At 63.2% G+C, this 20641-nt stretch carries 10 protein-coding genes and 3 pseudogenes; 10 read left to right on the top strand and 3 right to left on the bottom strand.

The features are described 5' to 3' along the window. Positions 1-110: 110 nt before the first annotated feature. A pseudogene (locus tag BISU_RS10360) lies at positions 111-2792 on the bottom strand (phosphoenolpyruvate carboxylase); the annotation flags it as partial. Positions 2793-3298: 506 nt separating this feature from the next. Here BISU_RS10360 and BISU_RS10355 point away from each other — a divergent pair. Further along, entirely contained in the window at positions 3299-4855 is a 1557-nt protein-coding gene (locus BISU_RS10355) for a threonine/serine exporter family protein (protein WP_033503116.1), read from the top strand. A 234-nt stretch (positions 4856-5089) separates the two neighbouring features. On the opposite strand, the gene trpS is transcribed toward BISU_RS10355, so the two are convergent. Continuing rightward, entirely contained in the window at positions 5090-6181 is a 1092-nt protein-coding gene (gene trpS, locus BISU_RS10350) for a tryptophan--tRNA ligase (protein ID WP_024463833.1), read from the bottom strand. 154 nt (positions 6182-6335) lie between these two features. Between trpS and BISU_RS13275 the strand changes: the two are divergent. From BISU_RS13275 to BISU_RS10325, 5 genes and pseudogenes are all read left to right on the top strand, one after another. Further along, positions 6336-6722, top strand: a pseudogene (locus BISU_RS13275) (DUF3073 domain-containing protein); the annotation flags it as partial. A 653-nt stretch (positions 6723-7375) separates the two neighbouring features. After that, positions 7376-8107, top strand: coding sequence for a hypothetical protein (locus tag BISU_RS11765; protein ID WP_024463835.1), 732 nt, complete (start codon positions 7376-7378; stop codon positions 8105-8107). Between the two features lie 288 nt (positions 8108-8395). Further along, complete coding sequence (locus tag BISU_RS10335) at positions 8396-9370, top strand: glutamate ABC transporter substrate-binding protein (RefSeq protein WP_024463836.1); 975 nt, start codon at positions 8396-8398, stop codon at positions 9368-9370. Between the two features lie 352 nt (positions 9371-9722). Further along, on the top strand, positions 9723-10403 hold the full coding sequence (locus tag BISU_RS10330) for an amino acid ABC transporter permease (protein ID WP_024463837.1): 681 nt from the start codon (positions 9723-9725) through the stop codon (positions 10401-10403). Then, complete coding sequence (locus BISU_RS10325) at positions 10394-11215, top strand: amino acid ABC transporter permease (protein WP_024463838.1); 822 nt, start codon at positions 10394-10396, stop codon at positions 11213-11215. The genes BISU_RS10330 and BISU_RS10325 overlap by 10 nt, the downstream gene beginning before the upstream one ends. A 220-nt stretch (positions 11216-11435) precedes the next feature. Here BISU_RS10325 and BISU_RS10320 read toward each other — a convergent pair. Further along, positions 11436-11756: pseudogene (locus BISU_RS10320) on the bottom strand (sterol carrier family protein); the annotation flags it as partial. Positions 11757-12395: 639 nt separating this feature from the next. On the opposite strand from BISU_RS10320, the gene BISU_RS10315 reads away from it, so the two are divergent. The 4 genes from BISU_RS10315 to BISU_RS10300 all read left to right on the top strand — a co-directional run bounded on the left by BISU_RS10315 (position 12396) and on the right by BISU_RS10300 (position 20572). Beyond that, a complete protein-coding gene (locus tag BISU_RS10315) occupies positions 12396-14852 on the top strand; it encodes a glycogen/starch/alpha-glucan phosphorylase (protein ID WP_024463840.1) in 2457 nt (818 codons plus the stop codon). 457 nt (positions 14853-15309) lie between these two features. Beyond that, positions 15310-16683: an MFS transporter gene (locus tag BISU_RS10310; RefSeq protein WP_024463841.1), complete on the top strand. Its 1374-nt coding sequence runs from the start codon at positions 15310-15312 to the stop codon at positions 16681-16683. Positions 16684-16960: 277 nt separating this feature from the next. After that, complete coding sequence (locus BISU_RS10305) at positions 16961-17692, top strand: hypothetical protein (protein ID WP_152599211.1); 732 nt, start codon at positions 16961-16963, stop codon at positions 17690-17692. 225 nt (positions 17693-17917) lie between these two features. Next, on the top strand, positions 17918-20572 hold the full coding sequence (locus tag BISU_RS10300; protein WP_024463843.1) for a response regulator transcription factor: 2655 nt from the start codon (positions 17918-17920) through the stop codon (positions 20570-20572). Positions 20573-20641: the final 69 nt, after the last annotated feature.

The following is a 20641-nucleotide window of genomic DNA, read 5'->3' as shown; positions in this document are numbered from 1 at the left end:
AAATTCCCGACCCGCCCTACGGCGTTTATGCCGGATAAAGCCGGACGGACCGCGGCGTGCGCAATCATGCGCAACCGCTCTCATCCGTCCGGATCCGGATCACACCCGAATCAGCCCGTGTTCTGCAGGCCGGCGGCGACTCCCGAAACGGTGCACAGGATCAGGTAGATGAACCCGGCCTGCTGGCTTTCGCTCAGCTCTTCCTTGTCCACCTTCTTGCGCAGCGTCCTCAGCGCGAGCACCTGCGTGACCGACAGCGCGTCGACGTACGGCGAGCGGATACGCACGGCCCGGCCCAGCACGTGACGATGCTGCAGCGGCCATTCGTCGTCGACGATGAGCAGCACCCACTTGCGGGTCAGCTCCATCTCCTCAAGCACCTTGTCGCGCAGATCGTCGCGGTCGCCCAGCGCCAGGTACATCTTGGCGATGCGCTCGTCCGTCTTCGCGATCGACATCTCGATGTTGTCGATGAAGGTGGTGAACAGCGGCCACTCCTTGTACGCCGCACGCAGCGCATCGAGGTCGCCGAACTGCTCGCAGGCCGTTCCCAGGCCGTACCATGCGGCGAGGTTGATGCGCGCCTGCGCCCAGGAGAACACCCAGGGAATCGTGCGCAGATCGTCGAGCGATTTCGCGCCAAGGCCTCGTTTGGCGGGGCGCGAGCCGATCGGCAGCAGACCGACCTCGGTCAGCGGCGTCACGGTGGAGAACCACGGGGCGAAATCGTCGGCCTGGATGAGATCGAGGAAGCGCTTGTGCGAGATATCGCTCAGCGTATTCGCCATATCCGCATACTTCTCGGTCATCTCGGTGTTGATCTTCTCCACGCTCGGCGCGGACTGCAACATCGTGGCGGCCGCGACCGATTCGACGTGGCGCACGGCGAGCACGGGGTTGCCATACCGGGCGAAGATGATCTCGCCCTGCTCGGTGAGCTTGAAGCGGCAGTTGACCGAGCCGACCGGCTGTGCCAGCACGGCGCGGTTCGCGGGGCCGCCGCCTCGGCCGACGGCACCGCCGCGACCATGGAACAGCGTCAGATCGATGTCATGGCCCTTCGCCCACTTGGCGATGCGGTCCTGCGCGGAATGCAGAGCAAGCGTGGCGGTGGTCGGGCCGGCGTCCTTGGAGGAATCCGAGTAGCCGAGCATGACTTCCATCTTGCCGCCGGTGGCCTTGAGCCGGGCCTGCACCTCGGGGATCTTGATCATTTCCTCGAGCACGTCGACGGAATTCTCGAGATCCTGCAGCTGTTCGAACAGCGGGATCACGTCGATGGTCGGCACGTCTTCGGGGTGCGAGAACGCCATGCGGTTGAGCTCGTACACGTCGCGGATGTTCTGCGCCGACTTGGTGAAGGAGATGATGTAGCGGCGCGCGGCCTTCATGCCGTTGCGCTTCTGGATCGAGCCGAGCGCACGGAAGGTGTCGAGCACCTCGTGCGTCATGGGCTTCAGCTCGCCGCGCTCGCCGTGCAGGCCGTGCTCGCGGATATCCTCCAACGCGCGCGTATGCACCAGCGAATGCTGACGGAACTCCATCTCGACCATGTGGAAGCCGAAGGTCTCGGCCTTCCAGATCAAGTCCTGAACCGGGCCATACGCGGCGCGCGGATCGCCGGCTGCGGCGAGCGAACGCTGGACGATCTTGAGGTCGGCGACGAAATCATCGCAGCTATGGTACATGAGGTCGGCGTCGCGCTCGATCGTGTAGTGCAGCTTGTCGGCCATCACGAGCATGGTCGCGCGGTGCGGCTCCTGCGTGGAAATCAGCGTGGCCTTGTCGGTCAGCCGCTCGCTCATCTCCTTGAGATGGCTCCACAGCTGCATCAGCTCGTCGCTGGGCGGGGTCGTGCCCGATTCCATCGTCAGGTTGCGGCCGACGGTACGGGTCGCGTTCTCAAGCGCTGCGACGGCGTGATCGGTGAACTTGCGGGCTACCTTGCGGCTGACCTTGGCGGTGACGTTCGGGTTGCCGTCGCGGTCGGAGCCGATCCAGCTGCCCGGGTGGAAGAAGGCGGGGCACACCGGCTCGACGAGCCCGGCCTTGTCTCCCAGCACCCAGTCGTCGAAGCGGCGGTAGACCTTGGGAATCGTGTCGAACAGCGTGTCGTCGAAGATATCGAGGATGGTGTTCGACTCCTCGACCGGAGTCGGCTTCTTCAGCGCGATCGGCGAGGTGCGCAGCAGGGCGTCGATCTCGTTGTAGAGCCGGCGGCGGTTCTCCTTCTTATTGGAGCCGCCCAGCATCGAATCGTTGCTGAGCAGAATCACGATGCGGCGGATCTTGCCTGCCACGGCCTTGCGCCGGGCCTCGGTCGGATGCGCGGTGAACACCGGGTGGAACTCGAGCTTGTCGAGCAATGCCTTAGCCTTCGCCGGACCCATCTCGACGATGATCTGGTGATAGGTGCCGGTCAGCTCATTTACCGGGTCGACGGCCTGATCGTCGCTGACCTTGGCTTCGCGCTGATGCAGCGAGCTGACGCGGTAGTTCTCCTCGCACAGATTCGCCAAGTGGAAGTATGTGGTGAACGCCCGGGCGAGTAGCTGGGCGTCGTGCAGATTCATCGAGTCGATGATCTCGCGGGCCTTGTCCAGACCGCTTTCCCCGGATTCGGGTTGTGCCTGGCCGCTGTACTGCGCGTCGCTGTCGGCCACCACGTGTTCGCGGACGGTGTCGAACGCGCCGAGCAGATCGGGGTTGAATTCCCCGACCACGTCGCGCAGAATCTCCAGACATAGATCCATGTCGTGCTGCAGCGACGCGGGGAGCTCGTGCTCCTCCGGCAGCTGGACGGGCGCGGCGACGGGCGTTTGCTCGTCAGCCGCAACCGCGGTTTGTGTTTTCTGTTGTGTCATGAGACCTCCTTTGCCGAACTTCGGTTGCTCGATCTGTCGGTCGTTCGCGGCTCCTCCGCGATTGTGATGACCGTCTGTTGCGAACCCAAAGCCATCGTTCGGTGGTTTGTGCGGCTTCATTGTAAAACCACCAAATCGACATTCGTGTTACCGACGGTCATATTGTGACCCTGCGCAGGTCCACGAGGGGCGTGCCGGACCTGTCGCGGAACTCATACGTGGCGTGCGCTAGAACTTGTACTGTGACTTCCAAACAACAAGGCGAACAGGCGGCGGCTGCGGCCGAAGGCAGCGGTGTCGACGGCGGCAACGGCGGTGCGCCCAGCGTCTTGGCTGGCGGCTTCAGCGATACCGGCGCTGCCGATGCGGCCAATGATCCGAGCGGTGCTTCGGCCAGCGCTGGTGCCAGCGCCCATGTCTCCGCCTCTGACCATATGGCCGGGGAGCCTGAAGACACGGCCGCCGCGGTGCAGCATTTCCACACCCATTCCATTCCGCTGGACATGGAGGATATCGAGCGCGACTGGGATACGCCGGTGACCGATGCCGGCATCGCAGCCAAGGCGAGCGTCATCGTGCGCGTTGGCATGCTGGACCTGGGTGCAGGCACCGGAAGCTTCCGAGTACGCGAGATGATGCATCGCATCGCCTATCCGCTCGGCGTGCATGTGCGGGCCGATGTGAACCTCACCGACATCGAAGCGGCCTGCACCGACGGCAAGGACCGCATCACCGAGGTCGTGGACCTGCCTACGACCGGCGTGAACACCGAACGCATCTGGCTGCTCGAGCATTTCGCCGACTGGTTTAATGTGAACCTTGGCGAGGAATCGATATACCACGCCAAACCCACGGTCTCCGAGGAACTCGTCGAGCAGCTCGACAACCCCGCCTCGCGCAAATCCGCCATGCGCGCGGTCAAGCAGGCGCGGCGCGAGCCGCCAAAAGGCCAGTACGCCCAGCATTTCGACCATGTCGGCGCGGCGGCAGTGACCGGCGGCAACGGCATCACCGTGCGTCAGGCCCACGACCGGCTCGATCTGATCGAACGCCGTCCGCCGCTTTACTCGCCGTGGTTCTCCGGTCTTGCGTCGGCCTTGGCCTGCGCCGCGTTCGTGTTCCTGCTCGGCGGCGGCCCGTACGACATGGTCGGCGCGTTCATCGGCGCCGGGCTCGGCCAATTCCTGCGTCGGCTGCTGTTCGCGCATCGGCTGAACCAGTTCTTCGTCACCTTCGTGTGCGTGGCCCTCGCCGCCCTTGCCTGCACCGGCACCCTGCGTATGATCGGCCTGTTCGACCCGGTCGCGCTGCAGCACGATACCGCGTATATCGGCGCGATGCTGTTCGTGATCCCCGGATTTCCGCTGATCACCGGAGGCTTGGATATCGCGAAAATCGATTTCCCCTCAGGCATTCAGCGCATTACCTATACTTTCGCGATCATCCTGATGGCCACGCTGGCAGGGTGGATGGTGGCCACGATCGTGCATCTCAACCCGCAAGGCTTCGAGCCGCTGGGCCTCAGCCCTTTGGTGAATGGACTCTTCCGTCTCGTGGCTGCTTTCGTAGGCGTGTGGGGCTTCTCGGTGCTCTTCAATTCGCCCCAGCGCATGTGCCTCACCGCCGCGTCCATCGGCGCGATCACCGACACCCTGCGCCTGACGATCGTCGATTTCGGCGTGCCGCCCGAAGCGGCTGCGTTCATCGGCGCGCTGCTTTCCGGCCTGCTCGCCTCCGCGTGGCGTTCATCGGTGCGCCGCGGCTGGCTGCCGCCGCATCTGGGCTATCCGCGCATCTGCCTGACTGTGCCTTCGATTGTGATCATGGTGCCAGGACTCTATATGTATCAGGCCATGTTTCAGCTCGGCCAGTTCGACACCCAGTCGGCGCTCGACTGGGCCTTCCGCGCTTTCATGGTCATCCTGTGCCTGCCCGTAGGCCTGGCCATGGCCCGCGTCATCACCGATAAAAGCTGGCGCTACGATATTTGACGCTCTGATGATTGACGCTCTGGCGTCCGAGCATCCATCCAGTCCCCGGCTTTTCGCCCGCATTCCCGTCGCGCAGCGTACGTTATGCTGCACGTTGAGCGAGGCCATATCGGACAACGTACGCTGAGTCGCAGTCAGCGTACGTTTCCCAACATGACCTTCGCGAACGATCAGAGAGCCGTACGCTCCGGCCCGGCATCAGTAGACCCGGTGCCAGCGATTGCGAGCGCCCGCTCAGTACCTCATGCCCATCGCGGCGCGGACCTCGTCGAGGGTCTGCTCGGCGATGGCGTTGGCGCGGTTGTTGCCGTCGCGCAGGATGTCGCGGATCGAATCCATATCCTTGGCGAGCTCGGCGCGGCGCTCGCGGTGCGGGGCGAGGAACTCGTTCACCGAGTCGATGACGTACTGCTTCAGCGCACCGGCGCCCGCATCGCCGATCTCCTCGGCGATGTCCTTCGGATCGCGGTCGGTCACGAGTCCGGCGGTCGTCAGCAGCGCGGAGACCTGGGGGCGATTGATGGGGTCGAAGGTGATGCGGCGCTCGGAATCGGTCGGGCTCTTCTTGATGAGCTTCGTCGTCTCCTGCGCGGTGGCGCCCAGCATAATCGAGTTGCCGTAGGATTTGCTCATCTTGCGGCCGTCGAGACCCGGGATCTCGGGCGCTTCGGACAGAATCGCCGAAGGCTCGGGGAACACGGGGTGCTTGGGGGCGTAGCGCTCGTTGAAGCGCCGCGCGATGGTGCGCGTGATCTCCACATGCGGCAGGTTGTCCTTGCCGATCGGCACGACGTTGGCCTTGCAGAAGAGGATATCGCACGCCTGATGCACGGGGTAGGTCAGCAGCAGCCCGGTCAGCGCGTGGCCGGAGGCCTCCATCTCGGACTTCACGGTGGGGTTGCGGTGCAGCTCGGCCTCGGTCACCAGCGACAGGAACGGCAGCATCAGCTGGTTTTCGGCCGGCACTGCGGAATGCGTGTAAATCATGGTCTTGGTCGGGTCGATGCCCGCCGCGAGATAGTCGAGCACGAGGTTGAGCACATTGTCTTCGATATGCTCGGTCGTGTCGCGGTCGGTGATCACCTGATAGTCGGCGATGATGATGTTGGAGTGCACGCCCTTGTTCTGCATGGCGACGCGCTCCTGAATCGAGCCGAAGTAATGGCCCAAGTGCAGTCGGCCGGTCGGCCGGTCGCCGGTGAGCATCGTGAAACGGCCCGGGTTCGCGTCGAGCTGCGCCTTGGTCTGCTCGGAGAGCCGCTTCGCCGCTAGGAAGCTCGCGCTCATCTCATTGCCCGCTGCAGTCATCTGCTGGTCGTCGCTCATGCCATGTCCTTTGCCGCACCCGCCGAAAAGCGTGTGGAAACCGTTCGAAAATATCGCTTTTATCGTAAAAGTCCGAGCAGACAAGCCGGTGCGGCCCAACTGGTGGTACTCTCTTATGTGATGAATCGAACGCAACAGTAATTCAGGGGGTCAGATGGGCCGCGGACGTCAGAAAGCCAAGCAGCAGAAAATAGCCCGTAAGCTCAAGTACTTGACAACTGATACCAACTACGACGAACTCGCCAAGGAGCTGCGCGTTCAGGAGCCGGGTTCCGACTCGATCGATCCTTTCGCCGATGCCGAAACGACATATTCCGACGATTCGACGCCGGCTCGTGGCAATGCTCGCGTCGACGCGGTCGACGGCAAGCCTGAGGCGGAGTTGCCCGTTGACGACGATCTTGACGAGTACGCCAAATGGGCCGCCGAGGCCGCGGCGAAGGCCACCAGCGGCGAGATGCCGGTGACGCCGGCGGCCAAGGCGCAGCCGAAGCCGCATCGCATTCCGATGCCGGTGCCGAGCGCGTTGTCGAAGAACGGCGCATTGCATAGGCCCGGCGCATCGCGTAAGACGGGCGTGCCGCACAAGGTCGCGGGCGGTGCCGAGCCGCACGATGCGGGTGCCGGAGCCGCCGACGAATCGGGCAAGGCCAGCAAAACCAGTGAAGCCAAGGCTGCAAACACCGGGTCTGTGGGCAAGACGTCAAAGACGGCGAAAGCCTCGAAGGCCGCGGGCGGCACGGCTCCTAAGCCGGATGGCAAATCAACCAAGGCCGCGAAGCCTTCGGGTGCCTCCACGAGCCGGTCCAACGCCGCGCCCAAGACCAAGTAGCAGCAGATCAGTTTGTGGGCCAGTCCGGATTCTCGGCCGGAGGCATGGGCTGGTCGCAACCCAGCAATGGACTCATACGAGGTGCTGATTGCAGTGGTCTGTATCCCTTGTCTATGCCCCTTTCGTGACGCTGAATCGTGATACGAGGCGCAAAAGGGGCAGTGTGCTGCAACGAATGCCCCTTTCGTGACGGTAATCTGCATTGAGCGTCACGAAAGGGGCATAGAGTCGGCCCGGTGGTTGAAGTGGCGGTGCTTGCCCACACACGCCCACAGTGTGCGCATAACGCATAAACAGTGTGCGTATAAACAGTGCGCACGTAAACGCGAAGCATCGGAAGCAGAACCGGAAAGGCCAGGCATATGAAGAACGATTTGGCATACCAGTCAACCGACTACACCTGCGCTCCCGCGACCATGGTGAATGCGCTGCGCTACCTGTTCGACCGCGATGAGATTCGCCCTGATGTGCTGTGGTCGATTTTCCGCGCATCGCTGGATCTGTACGGTCCGGACGGCAGTTTCGGCGGCGATGGCACGTCGCCGGATGCCATGCTCAGCTTGGTCAACACCTTCAATATGTATGGCGAATCCGGCCAGTTCCCCATTCGGGCGCGATTGCTGCGCGGCGAAGATGCGCTGGCGGGCGAGCCAGATGGGTCGGGCACCCCGCTGCGCCGGGCGATCGAGTCGGGCTTGAGGAATAGTGACGCGAATCAGCCGACTCCTGCGCGGAACCATGCCGGGAACGTCTCCGACGCCGGTGCTCGTCGCGTTGGTGAGGCTGCTCATATTGCCGGTCCCCACGCGGCCGGCGTGGCGCGGGTCTGGTCGAATCGGATGAACGGGCATTATGTGCTGGTTACTGGCTTCGACGCCATGCCCGATGGCGCCCCGGCCGTGCGCGTGTTCGACCCATACAAGGATTCCAAGGTCGACGGCGCGCGAGTGCGGCGCATCGAGCACGAGCCCGCACAGGCCAATCGCCTGATTGCCGCCTCGCTGTTCGACAGCGGGGAGCGCGTGCCATATGTCTTGGTGAACGACCGGTACGAGCGTCGCGTCATCGTCATCGAGCGCGGCGAATCCGACTGAATCCCCCCGGCCATTGCATGGCTGCATGAGTGAATGCTCGCCCGTGCAGCCCTTGCCATGGCGTGCCGTGATAAGCGATCATAATGAATGCTGATAGCGCAATGCGCGCCACAGGGTGCCTGCGGCGGCGAAGGGACTTTATACTGGCTTAAGCCGATTTTGTTCGTGAGCTACCGCTTGCGGGCGCATCGCACGGCTGGGCGCTGCCGAGCTTATGGGCTAACCGATGAGGATAGCCTATAGCCGCAGCAGAACAGCGATACACAGACATAGACAGGGAAGAAGAATATGACCATTCTTAACACACGTCGCAAATTGGCAGTATTCGCTGCCGCCGCAATCGCGGCTCTGGGACTCGCGCTGGCCGGATGCGGCTCGCAGGGCTCCGGCTCGGCGTCGAACGGCGCGGCCGGCTCGAATGGTTCGAGCGCCACCGGCAAGCCCTTGGACACCAAGGCCTACGACAAGCTCATCGCGGCCGGCTCCGTGGCCGACAGCGCCACGGTCGACGCCAGCACCTGGGCTTCGGCGGTCAAGAAGGCCGGCGTGCTCAAGGTCGGCGGCACCAAGACCTCCGCGCTGTTCTCGCTGGAGAGCACGGACGACAACAAGCTGCGCGGCTTCGACGCCGGCCTCTCGCAGCTGCTGGCCCGCTACATCACCGGCGAGGCGAAGACCGACGTCAGCGTGGTCGACTCCTCCACGCGCGAGGCCGTGCTGCAGAACGGTACGGTGAACGCCGTGTTCGCCACGTATTCGATCACTGACCAGCGCAAGCAGAAGATCGATTTCGCCGGCCCGTATTACGTCTCGCGCCAGGGCATTCTGGTCAAGTCCACGAACAACAGCATCAAGTCCGTCAAGGATCTCGATGGCAAGAAGGTCGGCGTGCAGGCCGGTTCGACCGGTCCGCAGATCGTCAAGAAGGCTGCGCCGAAGGCCACCGTGCAGGAGTTCCAAGACGATTCGCAGCTGGTGCAGGCCATCAAGCAGGGCCGCATCGACGCCTATGTGGTCGACCAGTCGCTCGTGCTCGGCGATGTGGCCAAGGAACCCAAGGCGCTGAAGGTCGTCGGCGACGGCTTCGGCAGCGAGGACCCGTATGGCATTGGTCTGCCGAAGGGCTCCGACGCCACGAAGTTCGTGAACGACTGGCTGAAGAAGATCGAGGCCGATGGCACGTGGGCGAAGCTGTGGAAGCTCACCATCGGCGATCGCACTGGCGTCACCGAAGTGCCGACTCCGCCGACTATCGCTGAGTGAAACTGAGTAATGCGTGATGCCCGGCGGGCTTTGCCCCTGACGGGCGAGCCGCGAACGCTCGAGCGACGCGCTTGCCGTGCGTTCGCGGCTGGTCATAACCGAGCAGCGCGGTTGGGCAGGTCGGATTCCGCCCATGCATCGGGCAATGTCAGCCGAGGTCCAACTTGAGGGTCGTCCGGCAGTCGCAGGGCTGCCGGACGACCCTCGCAGTTGTTTCTAGGGGATATCGCTTAGGAAACAACCGCTTAAGAATGGTTGTCTAGGCTTGTCTCAGCAGCACTTGTCTCGGCGGCCAAGCGGCCAGTCGGGCAATCGCAATCATTGATCCACTTGAGAACCAAGGTAGTGGCGTATGCATCAGGATTCGGTATGGGGCAGTCTGGCCTACCTGGCCGGGCGGTTCGGCCATGACTATGTGACGAGCTATGGGGTGACGCTGCGCATCGGCGTCATCTCGTTCCTTGGCGGGCTGCTGCTTGCCGTCCTGCTGACGATGGCGCGCATCAGCCCGATTCCGCCGCTGCGGACGGCGGTTTCAGGCTATGTCGAGGTTTTCCGCAATATTCCGGTGCTGTGCCTGCTGCTGTTCATCGTGTACGGGCTGCCGGAGGTCGGCTTCACGCTGGATTACGAGCCAAGCGTCATCGCCACGCTGATTCTGGTGTCATCGGCGTTCGGCTGCGACAACCTGCGCTCCGGCATCAACGCCATCGACCCCGGCCAAATCGAGGCCGCTCGCTCGCTTGGCATGTCGTTTGGCGGCATCACGCGCTCCATCGTGCTGCCGCAGGCGCTGAGCACCGTCGTGCAGCCGATGGTCACGCTGTTCATCTCAGTGATCATCAGCTCTTCGACCGGCGCACTCGTGCCAATCGCCCATGACGAGCTGACCGGGCTGGTTTCCAGAATCAACACCAAAGAGGCATTGGGCATTCCGACCTTCCTGGTGGCCGCGTTGTTCTACGTGGCTACGGGGCTGGTCATCGGCGCGATAGGCCGCATCATCGAAAAGAGGGCCGTGATATGGCGATGACACCCACCGAGGCGGCCCTGTTCGAGGCCGCAGGACCGCACGCCCGTCGGCGCATCCTTGTCGGCACCGTTGTGACTTCGCTGCTATTCGTGGCGCTCGTCGTCTGGCTCATCATGCGACTGGACGCCAATGGCCAGTTCGACCCGATGTATTGGGATCTGTTCGCCAACATCAACATCTGGAAGTTCCTCGGCGCCGGCTTCATCGGCACCGCGCGTGCGGCGCTCAGCTCGGGCGTTATCGCGCTCGTCGGCGGACTGGTGCTCATGTTCGGGCGCATCTCGGGAATCGCGCCGGTTCGCTGGCTCGCCACGGCGGTGATCGAGTTCGTGCGAGGCACACCGACGCTGCTGTTCATCTACTTCTTCTTCCTCGTGCCCTCGCAGTTCGGCATCCATATCAGCACCTATTGGATGGTGGTCATTCCGGTGTCGTTCTATGCCTCCGCCGTGCTGGCCGAAGTGTATCGCGCCGGCGTGCAGGCCGTGCCGGCCGGGCAGAAGGAAGCCGCCATATCGGTGGGCATGAGCCGCTGGCAGAGCTACCGACTGATCATTCTGCCGCAGATGTTTCGCATCATCGTGCCGACGATGGTCACGCAGCTGGTCGTCGTGGTCAAGGACACCACTTTCGGCTACGTCGTCACCTACCCCGAGATGATGCAGAACGCGAAAGTTATCGTCGCCAACTCCACGAGCATGCTGCCGGTCTACCTCGTCGTCGCCGTCATCTACATCCTCGTCAACTACGCCATCTCCCGCTTCGCCCGCTGGCTCTCAAGCCGCTCCGACGTCAAGATCCTCGCGACATGAGGGGTTGGGGATGCAGGTTGAGGGCTGGGCGCGGGGGGCGCAGGCATCGATTGGTTCTAGTAGCAGCGTCACGCAAACAGGTGGTTTTGCGTGACGCTGCTACTGGGAACGCCGATTGGTAGTACTGTCGTCACGCAAACACGGCCGTTTGCGCGACGACAGTACTAGGACAGTGACGCTGGTCCGAGTAACGGGGCCGGTGGCACGCACAAGCGGCGCGTTACGCGACTGCCAGCGGCAGCAGGGCGCTGAGATCGTCGCGCTCGCCGACGGCGCTGATGTGGCCGGCATTCTTCTCCTCGCTCCAGCTGGTGATGCCGCAGGCCAAGCGCAGCCATACGTCCGGGTCGAGTTCGATGACGTCGGGCGGCGTGAGATTGTGCGGGTCCGAAGCCGGGCCATCGAGGATCTTGACGGCGGCCCACGGAGCCACGCGCACCTCGACGCCTGGGCCGGGCGCCTTGCGTTCGAGCAGGAACAGCGAGTAGCGCACGGCCAGCGCCCAGATCGGGCGCGGGAGGTCAGGGGAGAGGGATAGGCGCTCTGCGGCGTCGATCTGCGTTGGCTGATTTTCGGTTGGAACAGTTGGTGTGGCTGAAACCGTCGTCTCCTGCGTCGTTTGATGTTCTGCCTGAGCAGTCGGGATGGTTGCATCGATTACGGCTTGGCCAGACCGATTCGATAAGGAATCAGCCGCGCTGATCGAGCTGGACAAAGCAGCCGAAGCAGCCGAACCGGGTGCATCGTCGGGAGTGTGCGGCCCGAGCGCCGCCAACGCGGTTTGCGCCGCCTGCGCCCATTGGTGCAGTGCGGCCTTGCCTGCCGCCAGATCCTGTTCGCGTATCGCTGCCATAGCTTCCATTGTGCCAGTGCATTGGACGTGATGATGCAATCCGTGCCGACCCGATGTAGGCTGCGTCATCCGCCGCGTGCGCACCCCGCATCGCGCCGCCCGAACGCGCTGTCATGCTTGGCACTCGCGCCGCGCCAAATATTAAGAATTAAGACCCCTGACACTTGCTGTTTCAGCGGTCGTGCTAAGCTCGGCGCTGGAAACGTATGCAATACGAGTCATGGCGGCGAATGGGCAGCAGTGCAAAAGTTAATGTGACGTCGTTCGGCTCGGGTATAATCGGGCATAATGTTTCATGGAGAACCATCCGTCAAAGGGAGTCAGGTAATGACCGAACACACCGCACCCATGTCGTCGACCACGCCGGGCGAATTCGCCGACGAAATTCGCAAGGAACTCAAATACACGCAGGGCGTGACCACCGAGCAGGCGACGTCGGCCGATGTGTACGTCGCCACCGCGACCGCAGTGCGTAAGCACCTCGTGGATTCGTGGGCGACCACGCAGCATGACATGGTTGCTGGCAGCACAAAGGCTGTCGGCTACTTCAGCGCCGAGTTCCTCATGGGCAAGCAGCTGCTCAATGCGCTGCTCAACGCCGGCCTGAGCGATCAGTTCTATGATGCGGTCAAGGAGCTCGGCTTCGACGTGCAGGACGTCATCGACTCGGAATACGAGCCGGGACTGGGCAATGGCGGCCTGGGCCGTCTCGCAGCGTGCTACATCGATTCGCTCGCCTCCAAGGGCGTGCCCGCTTTTGGCTACGGCATCCAGTACCGCTACGGCATCTTCAAACAGGAGTTCGACGAGCAGGGCGCTCAGGTCGAACGCCCGGACTACTGGCTGGCCAACGAGGAGCCGTGGGGCCATATCGACTACAACCGCTCGCAGCGCGTCAACTACGGCGGCAGCGTCGTGGAGGAAGATGGCAAGAAGGTGTGGAAGCCGGCGTGGTCGGTGCGCGCCGTGCCGGTCGACTACATGGTGCCGGGCTATGCGTCGGGCCGCGTGAACACGCTGCGGTTGTGGAGCGCGAAGTCCTATGACGAATTCGACTTGCTGGCCTTCAACAAGTCCGAATACGTGGACGCTGTCAAGCCGCAGGTCGCCGCCGAGAACATCTCGAAGATCCTCTACCCGGAGGATTCCACCCCGCAGGGCAAGGCGCTGCGCCTTGAGCAGCAGTACTTCTTCGTGGCCGCCTCGATTCAGGATGCGATTCGCGTCTTCTACCCCGGCGAGGAGAACCCCGACCTCACCACCTTCCCGAGCAAGATCTGCTTCCAGCTCAACGACACGCACCCGGTCATCGGCATCCCCGAGCTCATGCGCGTGCTCATCGACGAGTACGGCTACGACTGGGATACCGCGTGGTCCATTACCAACAAGTCCTTCAACTACACCTGCCACACGCTGCTGCCGGAGGCCCTTGAGGTCTGGCCGGCGAAGCTGATCGGTGAGCTGCTGCCGCGTCATCTGGAGATCATCAACAAGATCAACGAGCAGTTCGTCGCCGAGCTGGGCACGAAGACAAGCGACAGCGCCAAGATCGACCGCATGCGCATCGTCACCGACGGCGAAGATCCGCAGGTGCACATGGCCTATCTCGCCACCTATGGCGGCTCGCACGTCAACGGCGTGGCCGCGCTGCACTCGCAGCTGCTCAAGGACGTCACGCTGCGCGACTTCTCGGACGTCTACGGCGACAAGTTCACCAACGTGACCAACGGCGTGACCCCGCGGCGCTTCATCAGGATCGCCAACCCGCGCCTGTCCGCGCTGATTACTGAGGGCCTGGGCACAGACCGCTGGCTGAGCGATCTGGACATGCTCGAAGGGCTGGTCCCGCTGGCGAAGGACGACGAATTCGTGAAGAAGTTCGCCGCCGTCAAGCAGGCCAACAAGGTCGCGTTCTCCAACTACGCCAAGCGCGAGTATGACTTCGACATCGACCCCAACACCATGGTCAACTCCATGATCAAGCGTCTGCACGAGTACAAGCGCCAGAGCCTGAAGATCCTCTCCGTCATCTCGCAGTACGCCGACATCAAGAGCGGCAAGGTCAGCGCGGACGACATCCTGCCGCGCACCGTCGTGTTCGGCGCCAAGGCCGCCCCCGGCTACAAGATGGCCAAGCTCACCATCCAGCTCATCAACAACGTGGCCCGCGTCGTCAACAACGACCCGGACGTCAAGGGCAAGCTGGCCGTGTACTACCCCTGGAACTACAACATCCGCCTCGCGCAGCACCTCATCCCCGCGACCGACCTCGACGAGCAGATCTCGCAGGCCGGCAAGGAGGCCTCGGGCACCGGCAACATGAAGTTCGCCCTCAACGGCGCGATGACCGTCGGCACGCTCGATGGCGCGAACGTCGAGATCCGTGAGCGCGTCGGCGCCGAGAACTTCTTCCTCTTCGGCATGACCGTCGACGAGGTCGAGGCGCTCTACGCCAAGGGCTACGAGCCGAAGTACTACTACGAGGCCGATCCGCGCCTCAAGCAGGCCGTGGACATGGTCGCCGGTGGCACCTTCTCGGAGGGCGACAAGGGCCTGTACGAGCCGCTGGTCACCGACTGGCTGAACAAGGACTACTTCATGACCTTGGCGGACTTCAGCGCCTACATGGACATCCAAGGCGAGATCGAGACCCTGTACCGCGAGCCGCTCGAATGGAGCCGCAAGGCCCTGCTCAACGTCGCCAACTCGGGCTTCTTCAGCTCCGACCGCGCCATCGACGACTACCTGCGCGACATCTGGGAGACCGGTCCGCTCGGCGAGTGAGCTGCTGAGCTTGTGTCGCTGAGTTCATACCGCTGAGTCTGCGACTTCGCTGAGTCGCTAAGCTGCGTCACTGACAGCTGACATACGCTGACACACTGACAGACATAGGGCAAGCCCCTGCCATCCACACGCTATCTGTGTGGTGGCGGGGGCTTTGTCATGCGTACTTTCGTGAGTGCCGGGCAGGGTCGCCGAGCGCAGACTCGCCGAGCCAAAGTCCTGCCTGGCGCTATAGTGGATGGCTATGCGAGGTGCGATTGCATAACGATTGCACCGTCGTGAGGAATTCAAGGCGATGATGCGGCGCGCATCGGCCTCCCACACAATGGGATGGCGGATGGCCGTCGGTCACGTCGAGAGTTCGCCCATAGTGCTTTTGGCGAGGCGTGAATTTTCCCGCCGAAAGCCGGCTGAGAGCTGGCCGGATATGGGCTTGTGTAGAGAAGAAGTGTTCACCATGACTGCTGCAGCACAGCAGATTTCCGGCGATTCCACCACGGCGTCCGAGCGGCGCGTGGCAGGGGATTCAGCCGAAGTACAGGATATTATCTCGCGTGTGGATTGTGCGCATGAAACCGCGATGTTCCACCGCATCGCCGCGCTGATCGCCGCCGGCATACTGATGGACAGCATTGACGTCTACCTGGGCAGCGCTGTCGCAAGCAGCGCCCTGTCGACGCACTGGTCCACGGTCGCGCAGAATTCCACATTCATGTCCGCAGGCTTCTTAGGGCTACTGATCGGCTCGCTTCTGGCGGGCTTCGTCGGCGATTTCAAAGGCCGGCGCACCGCCTACCAGATCAACCTGCTGCTGTTCGGCGGCTTCACGCTGCTCGGTGCCTTCGCGCCGAACATGACCGTGCTTTCATTGTGCCGCCTCGGGGCCGGCCTGGGCCTAGGCGCGGAGATCGTCACCGGCTTCGCGATGGTCAACGAGTTCGCGCCGATGAATCGCCGCGGGCACTGGTGCGCGATGGTGTCCTTGGTCGCCAACTGCGGCGTGCCGATTGCCATGCTGCTGTGCGCATGGGTCATTCCGCGCTGGTCGTGGCGGCCGCTGTTCGTAGGCGTCGGCCTTGCGGCCGCAGTAATCTGGTGGCTGCGTCGCGATATACCCGAATCGCCGCGCTGGCTCGCCGTGCATGGCCGCTACAACGAAGCCGATGCCATCGTCAAGCAGCTTGAGAGCAATGGCTCCGAGCCGGTGTCCGCGCAGTCCTCGGCTGCCGCCGCTGATTCCTCGCGCAACGCAGGCGGCCGTTCGCTCGGCATCAGCCTGCTTGTGGCCATAGTGGCCGTCAGCGCCACCAATGTGTGCTCGTATGCCTTCACATCGTGGGTGCCGACGATTCTGCTCAAGCGCGGCATCAACCTGTCCAGCTCGCTGTTCACCTCCACGCTGATGATGCTGGGCGCACCCGTCGGCTGCCTGGTCGGCTCCCTGCTCATCGATCGTATCGGCCGCAAGCGCACCATCGTGCCCGCATTCTTCTTCACCGGCGTGTTCGGCATGCTCTACGCCTACCAGACATCCGCCGTATCCGCCATCATCGTCGGCTTCCTGCTCATGGTGTGCCTGTACACGCTGATGGCCTCGGTCGTGGCCGTCTACGCGCCCGAGCTCTTCGGCACCAAAGTGCGCTTCCGCTGTGTCGGCTTCGCCAATGCCGTCGCCAAACTGCTCAACGTGCTTATGCCAATGGCCGTCGCCTGGATGCTGACCGCATTGGGCACCACATCCATCTTCGTCTCGATCAGCGCCATCGCCATCGTTTCAATGCTCGTCGTCGGCGTGTTCGGCGCCGAGACCTCGCGCAGGTCGATTGGCTAGCGCGTAGCCGCGTAACGGCATATCAGTGCGGCAGCGTGGCGACCTGGCCATGAGCCTGTGTGATAGCGCCCCGTACGAAAATTTCAGTTTCGTGCGGGGCGCTATCGTATGGCTCTATCTGGTATCTCCGCCTGCAGCGGATGCCAAACTCTGCCCATTCGTATGAGGGGCGCTCGGCGCTTCCGCACGGCGTTTTCCTTAGCGTAGATCATGCAAGGCGTGGTTCTCGCACAGGCGTGAATCGCCAAGGATAATGTCGAACAAAGGAGCTGAAATCATGGAACAGCAGACGCAACAGCAGATGCATACGAAGCGCCGCGGCCGGTGGCGGATGCGATTGGCGGGCATAGGGGCCGTGCTCGCTGTGGCGGCAGCGTTGTCGGCATTCGCGTTTAACGGTGCGCACAATGCCGACAGCACGGCGCCGCAGCAATTCGCGCATGGCGACATCACCGCCAACGCCGCGTGGAAAGCGAGATACGATCAGACTCGGCAGAGCGTCGTCAGCGATTTGGCGCGTCAGGTGCTCGCGGATGACACCATCACGCAGGCGGAGGTAACGCAGATCAGCGACGCCTACGCGCACTGCCTGGCGGCTTCGGGCATCGGCAGCCATATGGATCGTGGACTCGTCGCGTTCGAGTACGACAAGTCCAAAGATGGCGACGTCGAGTACTATGACGTGACCAATAATCAGATACATGCCTGCCTGAACAGCACCGACTACAAAAGAGTGATCGCGCTGTATGGCGAAATGTCTTGGAATAAGGGCAACCTCAGCCCCGAGGAGCTGAACGCGCGTACGCTGGACTGCCTCAAGCAGCACGATCTTGCGGATGCGAGTATGACCGCGAAGCAGTTCAACGAGATCATGATGGGTGCCAGCGACAAGGCGCAGCAGCTCAACGAGCAGCATTTCGACAAATACATGAATCGCGCCAATCCGCAATATAATGACAGCGATGCGAAGGCTTTCGCGCAGTGCGAGGCCGGTCCTGCTGCGCAATAGCCGCAGCGGCGGCGACGAGGTCGACCAAGGTTGGGAAGTCTCGTCGGCGCGCCGGCGGCTATGCTGCTGAATCAAGGAGCAGCCGCTGCTTTGCACGGGCGCGTGCTTGCGCACAGGCAGGGGGTGCGGGAACCATAAGGATTGCAAGAGCCGCAGGAACAGCAGGAGCCGCAAAATCGCAGAGACTGCGAAGACCGCAAGGACAGCACAGACAAGGACGGTGGCATGATGCCGATGAACTCCCGACACGCTCCGGGCCAGTGGGCCTCGCGGATTGCGCGGCGTGTCGGGCATTGGCATTGGCATGTAGGGCTAGTCGACGTGCTGGCGGCCGTGCTCTTTCTTATTCTGCTGGACTACGACGTGCTGTCGTGGTATGTGTACGTTCCCTATTGGGACCCCGGCGTCCCCCTGTTCGTCGCGGTTGCGGCGCTGTATGCCGTGGCGCTTCTCGCGATGCCGCTGGTGCCGGTGCCCGCCTACGCGACGTTGTGCCTGGTGGCGACCGGGGTCGCGCTGTGCGGAGGGCAAACGCGGTTGCCAAGCATCTGGGCTGCGTTCTATGCGCTGGGAGCGCTGGCGTGGCATCGCTCCACAACCCTGCTCTGGTCGTGCTCGGCGGTCGTTGGCTGCGCATTGTACGTCAATGCCAGCGGCGGTTTCGGGCAGCTGGGGTTTCCCGGATTCGGACCGTTCGGCGCGCTGTACGTGTTTGGCGGGCGCGTGGTGGGTTTCGTGCCGTATCTGCTGTGCGCGGTTGCGGGCGTGCTGACTCGCAATATGGTCGACGCACATCGGGATGCGGAGCGGAGCGCACGGCAGACGGCGTCGCAGCGCGAACGGCTGCGACTGCTCGCCGGCGTGCACGGCAGGATATCCGACGAGCTGCTGCAGACCATTGAGGAGTGCGAGGCTTTGGAAGCGTGCTCGGCGACAGTGCGGGTCTTAGAGACGCGGGATCCCGGCGTGCGGGGTTCCGATGTGCAATCGGTGCATGCGCGAAGTTCCGGATTGCCAGATGTACAGCCGCACGGTTTGGAGCCGAGTTTGGGTTCGCGACCGCTGGGTTCGCAATTGTTGCCTGCGCAAGGTTCAGGGTTGCGAGATGTACCGTCGCAAGGTTTATCGTCGCATGAATGGTCATCACGCGGGGCGAGTGATGCCGAACGCGACGGCATTGCCGAAATCGGCCGCCATGTGCGCTTTGCGTTTGACGTCATGGCGAAGGAAGCATCGCCTGAGCATGGTGCGTCGGCGGCCGTGGCCATGGGTTCGCGGCGTGGTGCTGGTGCAAATGGCGGCGTTGGCGAAGGCACAGCTGGGGCTGATGCCGAAGATATGGCCGGCGCTGGCATCGCCGAAACGGACTGCAGCATCACCGCCGATGCTGCGGCTGCGGCTGCGGCTGTGGCGAATGGCCCGTTGCATGGCAGTGACAGTGGTCGACTCGGCAGCTCGGCTGGCTGCTGGTTGGCGGATGGGGGTGAGCAGGCTGAGCAACGGCATGCGAGTGAGCGGGGCAGCGCAGACTGTACGCAGAACGAGATAAACCATATGGCTTCGGCGCAGCGGGCCGCGATGGGCCATGCGTTGCAATCGCAGCAAGCGGGGATGGGCTATGCGCTGCAGCCGCAGCATGCCTCTGATCAATCTGTTACAGCACTCCCGGAATCCTTTGGGTCTTTCGAATGCTCCGAACGTGCCTCGTCGCCGTTGTCATCATCGCCATCGTCACAGTGCGATTTTGCAGCGCATCTGGACGATATCGGCCGCACGCTGGCACTGCTCGGCTTCACTGGTCGCCCGCTGCTGATTGGTCGGTATGAGAACCTGCCGGCGCGGTACCAGAGCTTCCTGCGTACGGCTTTCGATGAACTGGCCATCAACATCGCAAAGCATGGTGCCGCAGGGGATTATGCGCTGTGCGCGACCATCGGAGTCGGCGCCGGCGCGGGGTTGGGCGGACCGTCGACCGTGCTATCGCTGGTGTCCTCGAATGCGTGCCGGGCAGTCAGCGCCGTGCCGATTGCGCAGGGGGCGATCACATCGCAGGAATACGAACCCGCCCGTGCCGACATCGACATGGCGGCCCTGTCGTCCGGCAGCGGACTGGGATTGCTGCGCATGGACGCCGAGCAGCTGGGCGGGTCGATGAATGCCTGCCGGGATGCGGACGGCTGGTCGCTCGCTATAGCGGTGCCAGTCGTGCCAAGCGTTCCAGTCGTTCCAGTCGTTGCCGATGGCACAGCGCACAGCAGTGGCAGTTTAGGCACAGGCGTCGCAAGATCAGGTGTCGCAGAAGCATATGCGGCGCGGGCGGTGGAGATGTCATTTGCGCAGCGCCGCGCACCCGTGCATGTGCTGTGGACGGTGTTCGCCGCAAGCGATGTACTGGAGCTGTGCGAACGGGCGGCGTCGCGTCCGAGCGTGGTGCTGGCCGATTTGGAAATGCCGGGCATGGGCGGCGTGGAGCTGGCGGAGGCGCTGTCGCAGCGGCAGCCGGATATCGCCATCGTGGGCATGACCGCGTTTGAACTGACCCATGAGCTCGACCGCGTGCGTGCCTCGGGCATTGCGCAGGTGCTGCACAAGGAGGCGCAGACCGAGCTACTGGTGCGCGCGATCGGGGCCGCTGCCGACAATGAGTCGGCAGCGAACTGGTGCGATGGGGACCGAGTGATCGGGCGCGAGGTCTTGAGCGAGACCGAGCTTGCGGTGCTGCGGCTGTTTCTGCGCGGTCGGACCGTGATCGCCGTCGGCCATCAGCTGCATATGAGCGAGGGTACGGTGAAAACGCATATGAACGCCGCCTACCGCAAGCTCAGCGTGCACAACCGTTCGCAGGCGATTGCCGTGTGCATCCGCGAGGGGCTGCTGTGATGGCGCGGGAACATACGCAGCGCGAGCGCATGAAACGTGAACGCAGAGCTAGCGAACGCAGCCCCAGCG

Origin of the sequence: Bifidobacterium subtile, from assembly GCF_000741775.1 — a bacterium.
GTDB lineage: Bacteria > Actinomycetota > Actinomycetes > Actinomycetales > Bifidobacteriaceae > Bifidobacterium > Bifidobacterium subtile.
The sequence above is the reverse complement of the archived record's forward strand: the minus strand, read 5'-3'. Positions and strand labels throughout refer to the sequence as shown.